Source organism: Kitasatospora sp. NPDC088351 (assembly GCF_040685575.1).
Taxonomy (GTDB): domain Bacteria; phylum Actinomycetota; class Actinomycetes; order Streptomycetales; family Streptomycetaceae; genus Kitasatospora.
The window spans coordinates 90,144-107,569 of the sequence record NZ_JBFBIL010000023.1; the positions used below are offsets into that span (position 1 = coordinate 90,144).

18 protein-coding genes and 1 pseudogene are annotated in these 17,426 nt (G+C 73.7%); 11 read left to right on the forward strand and 8 right to left on the reverse strand.

The genetic code is table 11. The annotated features are described in order from the left end of the window. Nucleotides 1-130 precede the first annotated feature (130 nt). Nucleotides 131-1,114 (forward strand): carbohydrate kinase family protein, encoded by a 984-nt coding sequence (locus tag AB0P06_RS18415; RefSeq protein ID WP_363608471.1) that lies wholly within the window; start codon nt 131-133, stop codon nt 1,112-1,114. Between the two features lie 161 nt (nt 1,115-1,275). Here the strand turns inward: AB0P06_RS18415 and AB0P06_RS18420 are convergent, their stop codons facing one another. From AB0P06_RS18420 to AB0P06_RS18440, 5 genes are all read right to left on the reverse strand, one after another. Continuing rightward, on the reverse strand, nt 1,276-2,073 hold the full coding sequence (locus AB0P06_RS18420; protein ID WP_363608473.1) for an ABC transporter ATP-binding protein: 798 nt from the start codon (nt 2,071-2,073) through the stop codon (nt 1,276-1,278). Further along, the gene (locus AB0P06_RS18425; protein ID WP_363608503.1) at nt 2,046-2,846 is read right to left on the reverse strand and encodes an ABC transporter permease subunit; all 801 of its coding nucleotides are present in this window, start codon (nt 2,844-2,846) and stop codon (nt 2,046-2,048) included. The genes AB0P06_RS18420 and AB0P06_RS18425 overlap by 28 nt, the downstream gene beginning before the upstream one ends. Before the next feature lie 20 nt (nt 2,847-2,866). Next, on the reverse strand, nt 2,867-3,958 hold the full coding sequence (locus tag AB0P06_RS18430; protein WP_363608475.1) for an ABC transporter substrate-binding protein: 1,092 nt from the start codon (nt 3,956-3,958) through the stop codon (nt 2,867-2,869). Between the two features lie 64 nt (nt 3,959-4,022). Next, the gene (locus AB0P06_RS18435; RefSeq protein ID WP_363608477.1) at nt 4,023-5,099 is read right to left on the reverse strand and encodes an LLM class flavin-dependent oxidoreductase; all 1,077 of its coding nucleotides are present in this window, start codon (nt 5,097-5,099) and stop codon (nt 4,023-4,025) included. Next, a complete protein-coding gene (locus tag AB0P06_RS18440) occupies nt 5,099-5,716 on the reverse strand; it encodes an OsmC family protein (RefSeq protein ID WP_363608479.1) in 618 nt (205 codons plus the stop codon). The genes AB0P06_RS18435 and AB0P06_RS18440 overlap by 1 nt, the downstream gene beginning before the upstream one ends. Nucleotides 5,717-6,306: 590 nt before the next feature. Between AB0P06_RS18440 and AB0P06_RS18445 the strand changes: the two genes are divergently transcribed. The 7 genes from AB0P06_RS18445 (at nt 6,307) to AB0P06_RS18475 (ending at nt 12,679) form a co-directional block, all read left to right on the forward strand. Continuing rightward, nucleotides 6,307-6,381: a putative leader peptide gene (locus AB0P06_RS18445; RefSeq protein ID WP_363608505.1), complete on the forward strand. Its 75-nt coding sequence runs from the start codon at nt 6,307-6,309 to the stop codon at nt 6,379-6,381. A gap of 167 nt (nt 6,382-6,548) precedes the next feature. Further along, nucleotides 6,549-7,580 carry an LLM class flavin-dependent oxidoreductase gene (locus tag AB0P06_RS18450; protein WP_363608482.1) on the forward strand — a complete coding sequence of 344 codons (1,032 nt, stop codon included), beginning with the start codon at nt 6,549-6,551 and terminating at the stop codon, nt 7,578-7,580. A gap of 136 nt (nt 7,581-7,716) precedes the next feature. After that, nucleotides 7,717-8,922 (forward strand): peroxidase-related enzyme, encoded by a 1,206-nt coding sequence (locus AB0P06_RS18455; RefSeq protein WP_363608484.1) that lies wholly within the window; start codon nt 7,717-7,719, stop codon nt 8,920-8,922. 498 nt (nt 8,923-9,420) lie between these two features. Beyond that, nucleotides 9,421-9,954, forward strand: coding sequence for an EF-hand domain-containing protein (locus tag AB0P06_RS18460; protein WP_363608486.1), 534 nt, complete (start codon nt 9,421-9,423; stop codon nt 9,952-9,954). A 28-nt stretch (nt 9,955-9,982) separates the two neighbouring features. Continuing rightward, nucleotides 9,983-11,074, forward strand: coding sequence for an isocitrate/isopropylmalate family dehydrogenase (locus AB0P06_RS18465; RefSeq protein WP_363608488.1), 1,092 nt, complete (start codon nt 9,983-9,985; stop codon nt 11,072-11,074). Beyond that, nucleotides 11,071-11,670, forward strand: a complete 600-nt coding sequence (locus tag AB0P06_RS18470; RefSeq protein WP_363608489.1) for an isochorismatase family cysteine hydrolase — start codon at nt 11,071-11,073, stop codon at nt 11,668-11,670. Before AB0P06_RS18465 ends, AB0P06_RS18470 begins: the two co-directional genes overlap by 4 nt. A gap of 124 nt (nt 11,671-11,794) precedes the next feature. Further along, nucleotides 11,795-12,679, forward strand: coding sequence for a class I SAM-dependent methyltransferase (locus AB0P06_RS18475; RefSeq protein WP_363608507.1), 885 nt, complete (start codon nt 11,795-11,797; stop codon nt 12,677-12,679). Here the strand turns inward: AB0P06_RS18475 and AB0P06_RS18480 are convergent. Both AB0P06_RS18480 and AB0P06_RS18485 read right to left on the reverse strand, forming a co-directional pair. Beyond that, nucleotides 12,673-12,909 (reverse strand): annotated as a pseudogene (locus AB0P06_RS18480) (LuxR C-terminal-related transcriptional regulator); the annotation flags it as partial. The gene AB0P06_RS18475 and the pseudogene AB0P06_RS18480 overlap by 7 nt on opposite strands. Before the next feature lie 51 nt (nt 12,910-12,960). Then, the gene (locus AB0P06_RS18485; protein WP_363608491.1) at nt 12,961-13,401 is read right to left on the reverse strand and encodes a hypothetical protein; all 441 of its coding nucleotides are present in this window, start codon (nt 13,399-13,401) and stop codon (nt 12,961-12,963) included. 345 nt (nt 13,402-13,746) lie between these two features. Between AB0P06_RS18485 and AB0P06_RS18490 the strand changes: the two genes are divergently transcribed. After that, nucleotides 13,747-14,478, forward strand: a complete 732-nt coding sequence (locus tag AB0P06_RS18490; protein ID WP_363608493.1) for a CocE/NonD family hydrolase — start codon at nt 13,747-13,749, stop codon at nt 14,476-14,478. 47 nt (nt 14,479-14,525) lie between these two features. Here the strand turns inward: AB0P06_RS18490 and AB0P06_RS18495 are convergent, their stop codons facing one another. Then, entirely contained in the window at nt 14,526-15,947 is a 1,422-nt protein-coding gene (locus AB0P06_RS18495) for an MFS transporter (RefSeq protein WP_363608495.1), read from the reverse strand. Between the two features lie 212 nt (nt 15,948-16,159). Between AB0P06_RS18495 and AB0P06_RS18500 the strand changes: the two genes are divergently transcribed. Next, entirely contained in the window at nt 16,160-16,735 is a 576-nt protein-coding gene (locus tag AB0P06_RS18500) for a helix-turn-helix domain-containing protein (RefSeq protein ID WP_363608497.1), read from the forward strand. A 300-nt stretch (nt 16,736-17,035) separates the two neighbouring features. After that, nucleotides 17,036-17,308: a hypothetical protein gene (locus tag AB0P06_RS18505; RefSeq protein WP_363608499.1), complete on the forward strand. Its 273-nt coding sequence runs from the start codon at nt 17,036-17,038 to the stop codon at nt 17,306-17,308. Nucleotides 17,309-17,426: the final 118 nt, after the last annotated feature.

Below are 17,426 nucleotides of genomic sequence, written 5' to 3' on the forward strand. Positions count from 1 at the left end.
GTCTCCCCGGACCGTTCCCCGATGATTGCCGACCGTCCAACGATACGAAAGAGTACGTACTGTTCGGTCGGTCCGCCCCCGGCACCGGCCGAGGACCGCCCCGGCCGCCCCGGCCCCGAGGAGACCCCAGATGCGGATAGCCGTCACCGGCTCCATCGCCACCGACCACCTGATGACCTTCGCCGGACGGTTCGCCGACCAGCTGCTGCCGGACCAACTCGCCCACGTCTCACTGTCCTTCCTCGCCGACGACCTCAAGGTCCACCACGGCGGGGCGGCGGCCAACATCGCGTTCGGGCTCGGCCGCCTCGGCCTGGCCCCGCTGCTGGTCGGCGCCGCCGGCACCGACTTCGCCGACTACCGCGCCCGGCTGGACGCCCACGGCGTCGACACCGGCGCCGTCCACGTCAGCGAGACGCTCCACACCGCCCGCTTCGTCTGCACCACCGACGCCGACCAGAACCAGATCGCCACCTTCTACCCCGGCGCCATGTCCGAGGCCCGCCGGATCGACCTCGCGCCGCTCGCGGCCCGCCCCGGCGGCCTCGACCTGGTCCTCGTCGCGCCCGACGACCCCGCCGCGATGCTGCGCCACACCGACGCGTGCCGCGCGCTGGACATCCCCTTCGCGGCCGACCCCTCCCAGCAACTGGCCCGCCTCACCGGGCCGGAGGCCCGCCGGCTCGTCCTCGGCGCGACCCTGCTCTTCACCAACGAGTACGAGGCCGCCCTGCTCCAGCACCGGACCGGCCTGGCCCGCGCGGAGATCCTCGCGCAGGTCGGCACCTGGGTCACCACCCTCGGCCCCGGCGGGGTGACCCTCTCCCAGGACGGCCGGCCCGACCTCACCGTCCCCGCCGTGGAGACCACCGCCGTCGTCGACCCGACCGGCGCGGGCGACGCCTTCCGCAGTGGCTTCCTCACCGGCCTGTCCTGGCAGTGGTCCAGGGAGGCGTCCGCCCGGCTGGGCTGTGCGCTCGCCACCACCGTCCTGGAGTCGGCCGGCAGCCAGGAGTACAAGCTGTCCGCCGCCGACCTCGCCGCCCGCACCGAACGGGCCTACGGGCCGCGGGCCGCCGACGCGCTGCGCCGGCGCCTGGAGGACGTCCTGTGACGTGCCGCCACGCCCACCGCACGCCCCGGACGCCCTGAGCCGGGACCTGGCCGACCGCGTCGGCGTTCCGGCCAGGGCCCGCCGGGCCCACAGCACAGCACACGGGGCCCGCCCGCCGCGGCGGACGGGCCCCGTGTGCTGTGCTGTGGGCCGGACGGTGCTCAGGGAGCCGGCGGACCGGCGTCCGCGGCCCCCGGAACGGCCACGCCGAGCCCGCCGAGCAGGCGCGACCGCAGCCGCCCGAACTCCGGATCGGTGACCTCGCGCGGGCGGGGGAGCCCGACCCGGACCTCGTCCGCGATGCCACCGTCGGCCATCAGCAGCGCCCGGTCGGCGAGCAGCAGCGCCTCGTCCACGTCGTGGGTCACGAAGAGGACGGCGGGCCGGTGGAGCCGCCAGAGGTCGATCACCAGATGCTGGGCCTTCAGCCTGGTCAGCGCGTCCAGGGCGCCGAACGGCTCGTCGAGCAGCAGCAGATCGGGGCGGCGGACCAGGGCACGGGCGAGCGAGACACGCTGCGCCTCGCCGCCGGAGAGGTCCTTGGGCCAGGCATCGGCGCGGTGGCCGAGACCGACCTCGGCCAGGGCCCGGTCGGCGACGGCGCGGTCGGCGCGGCCCGGCAGACCCAGCACCACATTGCGCCAGACCCGTTTCCAGGGCATCAGCCGGGGTGCCTGGAAGGCCACGGCCCGCCGCTCGGCGACCTCGGCCTCCCCCTCGACCTCGGGGTCGAGACCGGCCAGCACCCGCAGCAGGGTGCTCTTGCCGCAGCCGCTGGCGCCGAGCAGGGCCACGAACTCGCCGTGCGCCAGTTCGAGGTCCAGATGGTCGATGACGGCGCGTTCGCCGAACCGCCGGACCAGACCGCGCACCCGGGCCGCCGGGGGAGCGGCGGTCCGGGCGTCGGGGCCGACGGCCGGCGGTGCGGTCGTCAGGTGCCGCTGAAGGCCGGTCGCCATGACAGCAGGGTCCTTTCCAGGAGGCGGACGAGGACATCGGCGCCGAGGCCGAGAAACGCGTAGACGACGAGGGCGACCACGACGATGTCCGTCCGGTAGACCTCGCGGGCGTGCGTGATCAGATAGCCGATGCCGCTCTGCGCGTTGACCTGCTCGGCGAAGACGAGGGCGAGCCAGGCGGAGCCGAGCGCGTAGCGCAAGCCGACCAGGGTGCCGGCCGCGGCGCCCGGCAGGATGACGTGGCGGACCATGGCCGGCCGGCCCAGGCCCAGCGTGCGGGCGGCCTCGACCAGCGTGGTGTCCACGTTGCGGATGCCCGCGTAGACGTTGAGATAGAGCGGGAAGGCCACCGCGAACGCCACCAGGGCGATCTTGGGCTGCTCGTCGATGCCGAACCAGATGATGAACAGCGGGATCATCCCGGCCCAGGGCAGGGTGCGGAGCATCTGCATGGGGGCGTCGACCAGGTCCTCGCCGAGCCGGGACAGGCCCGCCGCCAGCGCCAGCAGCAGCCCCAGGGCGCCGCCGATGGCCAGACCGAGGGCGACCCTGCGCAGCGAGGAGACCATCGCCTCGCCGAGCGAGCCGTCACCGATCAGGTCGCCGAAGGTCCCGGCCATCGCCCACGGCGAGGGCAGCACGTCCGGGGCCAGCACGCCGGCGGCCGAAGCGAGTTGCCAGAGCGCCAGGAGCAGCACGGGGCCGGACGCCTTGCGCAGCCAGCGCGGCGGGGCCGGCACCCGGCGCCGGGCCCGTGCCGCGGCGGGGCGCAGGACGGGAGCGGAGGTCTCGGTCACGAGTGGCTCCCGGAGGGCGTGGCCGGCCCGGGTGAGGCGCCGGCGGTCGCGGCGACCCTGGCCAGTTCGTCGGTGATGACGGCGTCGAAGCCGGGCTCGATCCGGTCGGCGATCCGGTAGCTCTGCTTGATCTGGTTCTGGCCGCGGAAGTACTCGATCTCGTCCTGCCAGCCCGCCTGGATACCGGCGTCGGCCGGCTGGAGCTGCGCCTCGGACCGGTCGGCGGCCAGCTTCGCCGAGTCCGCCGGGATCTGGGCGAGCCTGGACAACTCGTCGGCCCACTGCCCGCGGTGGCTGTTGACCCAGGCGAAGGCGCGCACCGAACGGCGGGCCAGGTCCTCCAGCGCGGCCCGCTTGGCGGGGTCGGAGGTGGCGCGGGCCGAGGCGTACAGGGCGCTGTAGGTCTGGAGGTCCTGGCCGAGTTCGTGGATGATCCGGGCGTCGTTGTGGAGCTGGGCCACGGCGGCGTTCGGGTCCCAGATGACGAAGGCCGCCACGTCACCGGAGTTGAAGGCGGCCAGGCCGTCGGTCGTGGTGAGGTTGACCGCGTTCACGTCGGACCACTTCAGGCCGGCCGCCTCCAGCGACCTGGCGAACTGGTAGTGCTGCGCGGTGTAGAAGGGGACGGCGACCTTCTTGCCCCGGAGGCCGGCCAGATCGGTGACCGGCGAGTCCTTCTTCACCAGGACGACGGTGCCGCCGCTGCGGTGCTGGGCGACCGCGCCGAGCAGCCTGATGTCGGCGCCGTTGCCGATGGCGAACAGCACGCCCGTCTCGCCGCCCTGGGCGACGTCCACCTTGCCGGCCTTGAGGGCCTCGACCAGGGTGGGCGTCGAGTCGAAGTCGGCCCAGTTGATGCGGTACGGGGCGCCCCGGTCCTCCCCGGACGCGATCAGGAGCCGCTTCAGGCAGGCCTTGCACGGCGATCCGATGGTCAGGGTCACCTGGGCGGCCTCGGCGGTGCCGCCGCCCGCGGAGCCGCCACTGGCGCAGGCGGTGAGCAGGACGGCCAGGAGCAGGGCGGTCAGGACGGCGGCCGGCCGCCGCGGCTGCCGCCGCGGACGGGGGGTGGTGCGATGGGCGCGCAAGGGGATCCTCCGGGTGAGGGGTGGTGCGGGGCGTCGGGTGGCACCGGCGGACGGCCGGGCGCGGTCAGGGCCGGGGCCGCAGGCCCAGCGCGGGGGCGACCCGGGTGGCGATGGCCTCCAGCGCGCCGACGGCGCTGCCGAAGGACGGCAGCCCCGGCTGGAACTGCACGATCAGGTCGGTGGCGAGGGCGAGCGCGGGGTCGGCGGCCAGGCCGGCCGTGACGGCCTCCACCGGGCCGGCGTGGATGTCGTGGCGGCGCAGCAGCGCGTCGTCGTCCGACTCGGTGGCGGCCAGGTCCCTGCCGGCCCACTCCGTCGCCGCCTGGGCCAGCCAGGACCGGGCGCCGGGGACGAGGTCCCGGACGGCGGTGGCGCGGTCCGCCACCGGGTAGACGGTGCGGGAGACGCCGAGCCTCGGCCGGGTGCCGCGGCTGGTGTCGAACTCCTTGAAGTACGCCTCGGCCGTGGGCACTTGCGCCTCGCCGACGGGCGAGGACGGGTCGGTGGTGGTGCGGGAGAGCAGCAGCCCGTGGCCGGCCGCGGCGGCCAGGCGGGCGCGTTCGGTCCCGGAGACGGCGGCCTGCCAGATCCGGTCGGCCAGGCCGGGGGCGGGCGGGTGCAGCGGGGCGCCGCCGGGCAGCGGGCCGCCGCGCAGCGTGTCCTCCAGCACCCGGGCGGCTCGCTCCTGGTCGGCCCGGCGCTGTTCGAAGTCCCGCCCGAAGGCCTCGAAGGACGGCCGGTGGGCGCCACTGCCGATGCCCAGCTCGATCCGCCCGCCGCTGAGCAGGTCGGCCTGGGCGGCGTCCTCGGCGACCCGGACCGGGTCCTCCAGCGGAAGGGTGACGACGGCCGTGCCGAGGCGGATCCGGTGGGTGCGCGCGGCCACGGCCGCCAGGAAGACGAACGGGGACGGGACCACCCCGCTCTCCGCGCCGAGGTGGTGCTGGGCGATCCAGAAGGAGTCGTAGCCGAGCTCCTCGGCGACGACGGCCAGCCGCAGGTGCTGGTCGAGCACCGTGCGGGGGTCGCCCTGCCCGGCGACGTGGACCAGCAGCCCGAGCCGTTCCAGCCCGGGCCGTTCCAGGCCGGTCCGTTCGAGGCCGGGGCGTTCCCTGGTCGCGGCGTTCGCGTTGGTGGCCATTACGCTCCTCCGTCCGGGCGCGCGGCATCGCCGGAGAGCGTGTGCACGACCTCGCCGGTGACCTTCTGCGGTTCGCGCAGCAGGTTGTAGATCGGGCAGTTGCGTTCGACGGAGGCGTGCAGCTCCTCGATCCGGGCGCGGGTGGCCGGTGAGGTGACGCGCACGGTGTAGCGGATGTTGTGCGGGTAGATCGGGACGTCCTCGAAGCCGGGTGTGCCCGCGCGGCCGTCGTGCTCGGCCGCCACCTCGACGGTCAGGGCGTCCAGCGGGATCCGCAGGTCGGAGGCCTGGATGAGGTAGATGTGGGTGAGGCAGCTGGACAGCACGCCCAGCTGGAGCTCGGGCGAGGTGGGCCCGAGGTCGTAGCCGGCGAAGTCCAGCGGGGAGTCGCTGATGACGGTGTGCTCGCGGATGCGGATCCGGCGGACGCCGCTGCGGTGCTCGGCCGTGGTGCGGACCCGCAGGGTGGGCGCGGGCGCGGTGGCGTCGGCGGCCCCGTCGCGTTTCGCCAGCAGGGCGGCGCGCTTGACGGTGAGGTACTCGCGCAGGCCGGGTTGTGGGTCCGGGGCGGTCTCCAGGAGGGGTTCGGGGGCGTTCGGGCGCGTGGTCGCGGTCATGTCCGTCCTTGCGCGATGGAGGAGTTCGGTGATCGGAGGTGATCGGGCAGTTCGGTGATCGGGGGTCCGGAGAGGCGTGGATCCGGTTCGGGGGACGGCCCCGCACGGTCGCGACGGGGCGGCGGTGCGCATGCGCATGCGGTCGTGGCACGGCCGTGGCGGTGCGGCGGTGCGTACGGGCGGGATCCGCGGGGGAGCGGCGGAGGGGGAGAGGGAGAGGGAGGCGCGCCGAGACGAGAGGGTCAGCCGCGCGCGGGACACAGGGCACTGGCGACGCGACAGAAGTCGACGTGGCCGCGAATGCTCTGGTCGGGATGCACGGGACGAATCTAGGAGTGAATCTGAAAGACTGTCAATCGTCTGCCCCAAAAGGCCAATTAGTTGTGACGTTGGGGAGATCGGGGCAAGCCGGGCCGGTGGGACCGGCTCTGTGCGGCCCCGTCGGCGACGCCGGCCGGAGGGCCGGACGGGATTATGGCGGGGTCGGGTCAAACCGCTCTCCGGCCCGCCGCCCGGCCGGTGGAGTATCCCAACGCGACAATGGCAGCTGGCAATTGACAATGCATCGCTTTGTGTTCCAAGGTTCAGGCATGAAGACGCCGACGCGCCTGACCGCGCGGCGCCACGTGGACCTGATGCGCGTGGCCTCCGCAGGCTGTCACTGACCGTCCGGGCCCCTGCGCCCGGGCCGCCCGGCCGTCGCGCCGCCCCGAGCGCGACGGCGCCGGCCGCCCCCTGCCCCGAGAGTCACCAGCGCGGTGCGCCCTTTCTGCGCGCCCGTGCCGTCCCCGCGGCCACCGTCTGCCGCCGAACCTCCGGGAGAACGAACGCGATGAGCCTGCGACTGGGTTTCCTGACCCACGTCAACTCCGACGACGGCGGCCCGGCCACGGCCTCCGAACTGTACCGCCGAACCACAGAACTCTTCGTTGTCGCAGAGGAGTTGGGATACGACAGCGGCTGGGTCGCGCAGCACCACTTCGCCTCCTCGGCCGGCCGCCTGCCCGCCCCGCTGGTGCTGCTCGGCGCCATCGCCCAGCACACCCGCACCATCCGGCTCGGCACCGCCGTCCTGCTGATCGCCGCGGAGAACCCCGTCCGGGTCGCCGAGGACGCGGCCGTTCTCGACGCCCTCAGCGACGGGCGCCTGCACCTGGGTCTCGGCACCGGAGGCGACCCGCGGACCTTCACCGCCTTCGGGGTGGACCCGGAGCGGCGCCGCGAGCAGTACGCCGAGGCGGTGTCCCTGCTCCGGGCCACCCTGGCCGGCCGGCCGCTGCCCGGCGGGGGCCGGCTGGAGCCCGAGCGCCCGGAACTCCTCGACCGGCTCTGGCAGTCCACCACCGGCGCGGAAAGCGCGGCCCGGATCTCCGCCGAACACGACGGCCTGCTGCTGGCCAAGGCCGCCTTCCGGACGGAACTCCCCACCGGTCAGGCCCAGTTGCCGTTGGTCCAGAGCTATCTCGACGGCTGGCGCGGCTCCGGCCCGCCCCGGATCGGGGTCTCCCGGACGGTCTATCCGGCCGTCGACCGACGGACCGCCGTCGCCCAGCTGCGGGAGGGCGTGATCGACAACGTCGACCAGAGTGTCGGCGCCGGTCTCTTCCCGCCGGTGACCTCGCTGGACGGCTACCTCGCCCGCGCCCATGTGCACGCGGGCCACCCGGACGAGGTGGTCGCCTCGCTGCGGCGCGACGAGGTCGTCCCGCACGCGAGCGAGCTGATCGTGCAGACCCACCCCGGCCGGCTCGGCCACGACCAGACCATCGCGGCCCTGGAACTGATCGCCACCCGGGTCGCCCCGCACCTGGGCTGGCGGCGGGCCGAGCCGAGGCGGCCGGCCGTCCGGACCGGCGCGGCCTGACCTGCGGGCCGCCGTCCACGGGCGGCCACGACGGCCGTCACCGGTGACGGCCACCGACGGGTGGCTCCGGCGGATCCTTCGCCGAGCCGGACCGCGGACCCACCGAACGTCCCCCACCGCACCCACTGGAGCGCCGATGACCTCCACCGCCCCCGGCGGCACCACGAACGCCGGTACCGACGAAGCCGACGAGCGAGGCGCCGACCTGATCGCCGCTCTCGTCCCCCATCCCGCGGACGGCCCGCTGGCCGCCGCCCGGGCCCAGCGCCCCGACGTGGTCAGCGGGACCCAGGACAGTTACACCGCACTGTTCGACCCGCGGCTCGCGCAGACCACGCTGACCACCGTCGAACGGCTCCAGGCCGCCCTGCGGGTGGCCACCCTGCACGACGGCGGCCCGGCCACCCGCCGGCTGGCCGGGCACTACCGGGCCGCGCTGATCGCGACCGGTGCCCCCGAGGCGTTCGTCGACGCCGCCGCGACCGGAGCCGGCCGGGCCGACCGGGGTGCTCCCGGCGACCGCTCCGCCGCGCTGCTGGACCACGCCACCCTGCTCGCCCGTGCGCCGCTCGCCGCGACCGCCGACCACCACCGCCGGCTGGCCGACGCGGGCCTGAGCGCCGACGAGGCCGTGACCCTCTCCCAGGTCGCCGCCTACGTCTCCTACCAGGCCCGTCTGGTGCACGGCCTGGACCTGCTCGCCCAGCACCCCGGGCCGGCCCAGGACGGACCGGCGGGCCCGGTCCCGGACGGTGCCGAACTGCCCGAGGGCGAGATCCCGTTCACCCTCGACACGCTGGAATGGGACCCCTGGCTGCCCCCGCTCGACCCGGACTGGGCCACCGAGGAGCAGTCCGCCGGCCTGGCCGCCTCGCCCGACGCGAGCTGGCCCTACTTCCGTCTGCTGGCCCGCGATCCGCACATCCTGCGGCACCGCACCGGCACCGACCGGGGCATCTTCCGCGGTGCGGGAGGCCTGCCGCGCGCCGAGCGGGAACTGGCCGCGACGGTGGCCTCGCGGGTCAACGGCTGCGTGTTCTGCGCCTCCGTGCACAGCCGGCTGGCCGCCCGGCTGGCCGACCGCCGCGCCGACGTCCAGCGCCTGCTCGACCACGGCCCCCGGGCCGGCTTCGGAGCGCGCTGGGACGCGCTGGTCGCCTTCGCGGCGCGCCTCAGCACCACCGCGCCGACGGCCGACGCCGGCGATCTGGCCCGGCTGCGGGCCCTCGGCCTCTCCGAACTGGAGATCGTGGACCTGGTCCAGGCGACCGCCTTCTTCGCCTGGGCCAACCGCCTCATGCTCACCCTCGGCGAGCCCCGGCGGGTGCCGCACTCCGCCTGACCCGCGCCGCCCGACCCGGCCCGACCCGCCGGCCCCGGGCCGGGACCTCCTCGACGACGGCCACGACGCTGTCGTGGAACCCGGGGCCGCTCCGGACCGGGGGGGCGGGTCTCCTCCGGGCCGAGGTGGCCGGCGACCAGGCGCCCGACCGGGTCGGCACACCGGTGCCGCCAGTCGTCCACGGTCACACGTCCACGGCCCCCGCCTGCGCGGGGGCCGTGGACGTGTTCGGCGTTCGGCGCCGCGACGATCCGGCGGCCGGGCCGCCCGTGCTCGTCGGGCATCCGGCGGCGCAGCCGGATCGACGGCTGCACTGTGCCGACCGACGCACAACTTTGGTGGATGCCCGGGACCGGCGCGCCCAATTCCCTCGATCGAGTGAATTGAACCGGATTCCTCCGGGGTAGACCGGTGGCCGGCTGGATAGTGAGACAGATATTTCACCATTCCATCCGCGCTGCCCCGCAACGGGTCGGCCAAAAGAAAGGCGGCGGATCTGTGCGCACAGAGGCGGTCAGTCGCGTCAAGCTCGTCTTCTCCCTGCTCGACGCCAACGGAAACGGCCTTCTCGAGGCAGATGATTTCGCTCTTATGGCAGGTCGTGTGGTCGAGGCGGCACCCGATTCAGACGGTGCGGCGAGAGACGCGATGCTGGCCGCCTTCCGGCGGTACTGGACGACTTTGGCCACCGAGCTGGACTCCAACCGCGACGGCCGGATCACCTTCGACGAGTACGCCGCCTGCGTGCTCGCGCCGCAGCGTTTCGACGCCACGATCAGCGAGTTCGCGGAGTCGCTCGCCGCGCTGGGGGATCCGGACGGCGACGGGCTCATCGAGCGCCCAGCCTTTGTGGCGCTGATGGTGGCCATCGGCTTCGAACGCGCGAACATCGACGCCCTTTTCGACGCTTTCGCTCCCACGGATTCGGACCGGATCGAGGCGGCGACGTGGGCCGACGGCATCAAGGACTATTACCGTCCGGACAAGGCCGGAATTCCGGGTGACCATCTGGTGGGGCGCGTGGCGCGCTGATGAAGGAATCCGAGGACGAAGGAGAGCAATGAAGTCGGTTATCGGACTTGCGGTCGGCCGCGGCACCGGGGCGGAAGTCGCGGCCGTTTTCGAACGGGTCCTGGCCAGGCTCGCCCAGCTGCACGCGGTCGACATCGAGGTCGTCCGTTCGCCGCGAACGTATCACTCGTACGCCTCGTTGCGGGCCGAGGGCGGGAGCGATCGGGTCCGTGAGCTCACCCAGGAGGACGCCGAGCACTACGAGGGGTTCTGCCGGGCCCAGGCGGACAGCGGTGTCCCGGTGATCTTCCGTACGGCGATCAACGCCCAGTCCCTGTACCTGGTCCGGCAGCGGCTGCAGGCGGTCAAGGTCGATCTCATAGCCACCGGCGGCGGATCACTGCTGCTGGTCCGGGACGAGGCCCAGGGCTTCTACACCGGTGAGAACCAGCACTCCCCGGGCCTGGTCACCCGCACCATGACGTTCAGCCGGGAGATCACCGAGAAGGTCATCTCCTACGCCCTGCGGCGCGCGCGGCAGGAGTGGCCCGACGGCGAGGTCGGCCAGGTCGTCATGGCCTACAAGTTCCATCTGCTGGACGGCGCTCTCGACACCTGGGTGGCCGAGAGCGCCGGGCGGCACGGCGTGGACATCCGGCTGTTCCAGCCGGACACGGTGAACCGCAATCTGATCGAGCACGGGCCGTCGGCGCGCACCGTGATCGTCGCGGGCAACGAGTGGGCCGACATCATGCACGTGGTCCTGCTGGACCGCTTCGGCTCCGAGCGGCAGGAGAACTGCTGCACGGAGAACGTCTACCTCCACCCCGACCTGGCCGGACTGGTCGAGTACCAGACCGTGCACGGCTCCGCCGACGCCCTGGAGGGGCGGGACACGGTCAATCCGGTGGCGACCGTGCGGGCCGCGGCGGCGATCGCGGAGCGGCACGCGGGCTGTACCGGCGCGGTGCGGGTGGTGGAGCAGGCGCTCGAGTCCGTCGTGAAGCGGGGTGTTCTCACCCCGGACGCCGGCGGACGGAACTCCACCACCGAGGTGGTGGAGGCGCTGCTCGACGCGCTGGAGCCGGACGGGCCGGACGGGCCGCCGGCCGCCGGTGCCACCCGGGTCTCCGGGTCATGACCTCTCGGGAGGGCACGACGCTGGTCGTCGTCGATGTCCAGAACGACTTCTGCGCGGGCCCGACCGCCCTCGCCCGCTACCGCGGCGACCCCGCGACGCTGGACGCCGTGACGACGAACGTCGCGCGAGCCGTCGACCTGGCACGGGAGCACGGCACGGAGGTCGTCTTCGTGCGGTTCGTCGGGGACGTCGCGCACCAGGGGCCGAGCTGGCGGCAGCGGGACGCCGCCCTGGGCAAGAAGCCGAAGTGCCTCGACGGTTCGTGGGGCGCCGAGTTCCACAAGGTGTCACCGGCGCCCGGCGAACGGGTCTTCACCAAGCGGGCGTGCTTCGACGCCTTCCTCAGCGACGGATTCGAGCAGCACCTCGTCCGGCGCGGCACCGGGCATCTCGTGTTCGCCGGCCTGTACACCGACGTCTGCGTGGACTCCACGGCCCGGACGGCGTTCCAGAAGGGTTTTCACGTGACGGTGCTGACGGACTGCACCACCAGCCTGCACCTGCCGGACGACGAGGTCCTGCGGTTCATGAGCCTCGTCTACGGCGCCCGGTGTACCACCCATGAACAGCCGGCCTCGTGGTCCCGGCTCACCTGAGGGGAGGACAGTCATGATCGGCACAGCGATTCGCACCCCCGTGGCGCCGTCCTCCGGGGTGGCACGGCCTTCCGGACCGGCCCTGACCGCCGGGGTGGAAGGGGGCGTCGGCCTGACCGCCCTGATGGTCGCCGCGGCCCGGGCGATCGAGAGTCACCGTCACAACGCCCTGGCGAGGGATGTCTACGCCGAGCACTTCGTGCGCGCCGCACGGGCCTCCGCCGACTGGCCGGTCCGCCTGGAGCACGTTCCCGGCGGGGACGCGAACCCGCTCTGGGGGCGGCTGGGGCGCTACTTCGGCCTGCGGACGAGAGTCCTCGACGACGCCCTCCTCCGCTCGGTGCGGGCCGGCGCCCGCCAGGTGGTCCTGCTCGGGGCGGGGCTGGACAGCCGGGCCTTCCGCCTCGACTGGCCCCCCGGCTGCACGGTCTTCGAGGTCGACACCGAGGACGTCCTGGCGTTCAAGCACCAGGTGCTCGACGGGCTCCGCGCCGCCCCGAAGACGGTGCGGGTGCCGATCGCGGCGGATCTGTGCACCGACTGGGCCGGGGCGTTGACCGGCGCGGGCTTCGACCCGACCGCCCCGAGCGCCTGGCTGGCCGAGGGGCTGCTGCTCTATCTGCCCAACGCCGCCGAGCGGTACCTCATCGACGCGGTGGACGGGTTGAGCGCCGCCGGCAGCACGCTGGCGTTCGAGGTCAAGCTCGGCGGCGAGTCGCCGGAGGTCCGCGACAACCCGGTCTACCGCTCGACGAAGCAGCAGATCGGCGTCGACCTGCTCGACCTGTTCGACGGGGAGCCGCGGCCCGACTCGGCCGGCGCGCTGGCGCGCCGGGGCTGGGCCACCTCGCTGCACACCCCGTTCGACTTCACCCAGCACCACGGGCGCGGTCCACTCCCCGAGCCGAACGACGCGTTGGCGAGCAACCGGTGGGTGTTCGCGGACAAGCCCCGGGCGGTGGCGGTACGCCCCCCGGCCGGGCCGGGAGGAGTGCGGCTTCTTCAGTAGCCGGTCGGGCGCACCAGCCCCGTCCCGTAGGCGAAGACCGCCGCCTGGGTCCGGTCGCGCAGTTGGAGCTCGACCAGGATGCGGCTCGCACGGGACTTCACGGTCTGCTCCGCGACGACCAGCCGGGTGGCGATCTCCGCGTTCGACAGGCCCTGCGCGATCAGCGTCAGTACCTCGGTCTCGCGCTCCGTCAGGTCGTCGCCGACCCGCTCCTTGTGCGGGGCACGGGGGTAGGGGCGGGCGGGTCGCCCGCCCCTACCCGGTGTGGTGTCGGGCCCGGCTCAGCAGCTCACGACGGTCGAGGCGGTCGCCGTCGACGGCGGCCAGCCCCACTGGTCCACGCTGAACTCGACGGTCACCGTAGCTCCGCAGGGCGCGGTGGTGGTGATGCCGCTGACGTAGTTGCCGCCGGCGGTCACCAGGGTGGTCGGGTTGACGCCGCCGAACGGGGGGCTGCCGATCACGGCGCCGCTGAGCTTGAACCTGACCTGCTGGTCCTGCCAGCCGGGGCTGGTCGGGGCGGCGTGCCCGTAGAGGTTCACCTGGTTGCCGGTGACCTCGATGCAGGCCTTGGTCAGCAGGAAGCCGGGCGCGCCCGGGCTCCCGCAGGTGATGACGCCGGTGAACTCCGGCCCGGAGACGGGTGCGGCGACGGCGGTTTGAGTGCCGATCAGGGCTGCCAGGCCGGCGGTGCCGGCCAGTACGGCGGCGAGACGCTTCATGGGTTCCTCCCTCGTTCGTGCGCCCGGCGGACACCGAGAGCACTGTGACATGTCACATCGTTCTTCGGGCATCATGGCAGGCTCCGCCGGGCGGTCCACAGGTTTCCGGCCGAGGGGGCACCCTCGCGCCGATAACCGGCCGTCAATTGGCCTGATCCGCCTGTCATGAGCGGCCCAGGACGGCCGGCGCCCGGCGTCCGGCCACTCGGGTTGATGGCGGGCCGAGGCGCTGAGGTGGCGTCATCCGCACTGGGACGCAAGGTCGTTGAGGAATCCGCTCACCGGCTTCGCGCCACTGACCGGGGGGCGGCACACCGTTCACCCCGCAGCTCGGGCGGTGACCGGGTGCTGCACTACTACACCCTGAACGAGGGCACCTGGCGCGCCACCACCCGCTGGCCGGTGACCGGCACCCGGACCGAGCGGCTCTACCTGGCCGACGGGAACGCGCTCACCCGGCAGCGCCCGTCGGCCACCGCCGCCGGACCGGACGCCGACCTGCTGCGCCTCAGCCCGACCGCGGGCACCGGCCCGTCGGACCGCTGGAACACCAACCTCAGCGGCGCCCCGGTCAGTTACCCCGACCGCGCCGCCGTCGACCGTGAACTGCTCAGCTACGACAGCCCGCCGGTCCGCCAGGACACCCGGGTGACCGGCCTCGGGCGAGTGACCCTCGACGTGACCGGCATCAGCGGCGCGAGCGACGGCGCACTGCACGTCTACCTGGAGCACGTCGCACCGGACGGCCGCGTCACCTACCTCACCGAAGGCCAACTCGCCCTCGCCGACCGGGCGACCACCTCCCGCCGGGAGAACCCGGACTGGCGCCGGCTGCGCACCGCCCGCGGCTACACGAGCACCGACGCGGCGCCGTTCCCGCAGGGCAGGCCCCGGCAGGTGACCCTGGACCTGCAGCCGACCTCCGTCCTCTTCCGGGCCGGCGACCGGATCCGGCTCACCGTCGCGGCCGCCAACCCCGACTCCTTCGAGCTGCGGCCGGCCGACGGCCGGGCCGCCTACACGATCGGCCACGGCGCCGTGCGGCCCTCCTTCGTGGAGCTGCCGGTGGTCGGTTAGCGCCTGCCCCTGCCCTGCCGCTCCCGCCCCGGGCGGGAGCGGCGCGGTCAGTTCCGCACACTCTCCGGCTTCGGGGCCGAGCCGGCGACCACGACCGGGACGGCACGGTGGGCCGGCACGAGGAAGGCGGCCAGGGCGGCCGCCAGACAGAAGAGCGCGAGCAGGGCGAAACCGTTGGTGTAGCCCGAGGCGTAGGGGTGACCGGAGGGCTGGAGCCGGCCGGTGACCAGACCGGTCATCAGGGCCGTGCCGACCGAGCCGCCGATGGTGCGGATATTGGCGTTCATCCCGGTGGCCGCGCCGGTCTGCGCCGCGGGCACGCTCTGGACGATGAGGATGCTCATCGAGGCGTAGGCCAGACCGATGCCGATCCCGAACACGCCTGCCGCCAGGGCGATCTGCCACGGCCGGCCGTGCCAGGCGGCGAGCATCCCGCAGGCCGCCGCGCCCAGCACGGCGCCCACGGTGAGCTGCGCCTTGGCGGGGAAGCGGCCGGCCAGCCGGCCGCTGAGGACGCCGGCGGCGAACATGGTGACCAGCATCGGCAGCATCAGGAGCCCGGCGCCGGTGACGCTCGACCCGAAGCCGTAGCCGGCCGACGAGGGGGTCTGGGTGAAGCCGGGCAGGAACGCCCAGACCGCGTACATCCCGCCACCGAAGAGCAGCGCGGCGGTGTTGGTCGTCCAGACCGCCGGCAGGCGCATGACGCGCAGGTCGATCAGCGGGTGGCGGGAGCGGGCCTCGACCAGGGCCCAGAGGGCGAAGAGGACGACGGCCGCCAGGAGCAGGACGATCACGGCGGGGGAGCCCCAGCCCCACTTCGAGGACTGGCTGACGGGCAGCAGCAGTGCCACCAGCCAGCCCGAGAGCAGCACGGCGCCGAGCCAGTTGACGCTGCCCTCGGCCCGGTGCGGCGACTCGGGGACGAAGCGGTGGGCGATGACGGTGGTGATCGCGACGATGATCACGGGGAACCAGAACAGCCAGCGGTAGTCCAGCGCGCCGACGATCGGTCCGGCCAGCACCATGCCGAGACCGCTGCCCACCGCGATGACGGCGGAGAGGCTGCTGATGGCCGTGGGCACCCGCGCGGCGGGGAACTCGTCGCGGATGATGCCGAAGGAGAGCGGGAACAGCGCCCCGGCGATGCCCTGGACGACCCGGGCCACGATCAGCACGGTGATGTTGGGGGCGAGGGCGGCGACGAGGCAGCCGACCAGGAGCGCGACGAGTGCCGCGACGAGGGTGCGCTTCCGGCCGACGAGATCGCCGATCCGGCCGAGGATGGGCGTGAAGATCGAGGCGGAGAGCAGATAGGCGGTCATCACCCAGGTGGCCGTGGCCTGCGAGGTGTGCATCGCCTGCTGAACGGTCGGCAGGGCGGGCGCGATCAGCGACTGGAGCAGGGCGAACACACCCGCGCCGGTGGCGAGAACGCCGAAGGTGAGGCGGTTGGACTGGCGGTTCATCGAACCTTCTCGGGACGTGGGACGCGGGAGGCGGGACGCCGGAGGGGAGGGGATGCCGGAGAGTCGGGCAGGGGCGGCGTGTGGTGGCCGACGGCGGTGGCCGCACGTGGCGGCAGGGCGAAGCCCAGGCCTCACTGGTAAAGTTGAGGCATGCCTCCACATTAGTGGAGGTGAACCTCCGCTTCAACCCGTTGTCCGAAAAGAGACCCCCCGTGACGGAACAGGTCGTCAGCGAGTTCCTCGCGGCCCGGCGTCCGCGCCGCACCGACGCCGCGCGCAACTTCGACGCGCTGCTCGCCGCCGCCCGCGAGGCCTTCGCCGAACACGGGGCCGAGGCGTCCCTGGAGGACATCGCCCGCCGGGCCGGCGTCGGCATCGGCACCCTCTACCGCAACTTCCCCACCCGCCGGCACCTCTTCGAAACGGTCTACGCCGACGAGGTCGGCGAACTCAGCCTGGCTGCCGATGAATTGGCCGCCGAGCCGCCATGGGAGGCGCTCTCCGACTGGCTGCGCCGCTTCGTCGCCCACGCCCTGACCAAGCGCGCGATCCGCGAGGTCCTGGCGGGCGAGGAGACGGAGGTCTTCGTGGCCTGCCGCAGGTTGATGTACGACGCGAGCGCACCGCTGCTCCACCGGGCCCAGGCGGCCGGCGAGGTGCGCGCCGACATGAGCATCGACGATCTGCTGCGCCTCGTCTCCGGCGTCGGCTCGGTCTCCTTCGCCGACGAGAAGCAGCGCGACCGCGTCCTGTCCATCGCCCTGGACGGCATCCGCACCACGGCCTGACCCCTCGCCCGAGCACCACGGCCGCCCGCCCGCCGTCGCGCCGGTCCCTGCCCGGCCCCGGATGCGGCGGACGCCGCCGTTCGGGTGGTGGTGCGGGGTTCTTCCGGCCCCGCGACCCCGCCGCCGGACCGGGTCGCGGGGCCGAACGGGGGAGTCTGGCCCGGATTGGCGCCAATCGGGTGCCCCGGACGGCGGTCTCCGGTGGCAGCCCGTATGCGCGCGTGCGTAGATAGTGAAGGGTCGCCAGTTCGCGGCGATCTGACTGCTCATCAACTTCAATGCCTGGAAGGGCTTTTCCTCATGCGCACTGTGCACCGCGTCCTGGCCGTCTCCGCTCTCTCCCTCCCGCTCGTCATCGGTGGGGCGACCATCGCCTCGGCTCACGAGGCCGACCACATCCCCGTGGCGAACTTCGACAAGGGGGCATTCGCCGTCGGCCCGAACGGTAGCGCCATCCAGATCACCGACGTCGACTTCGGCCCCGACGGTGCCTCCTTCCTCAGCGCCGCCCTGGCGATCGGCGCCAACGGCGTCGGCGGCAACTTCACCGAGACCGGCATCAGCGGCGGCTGACCTTCTCCCACCTCCCCATGGCTGCCCCGGGCCTCGGCCCGGGGCAGCCGCGTGTCGTCCGGGCACCCCCGGCGCACGCGAAGGGGCGGGCGCGGGGGGGGGTGGCGGCCGGGCCCCC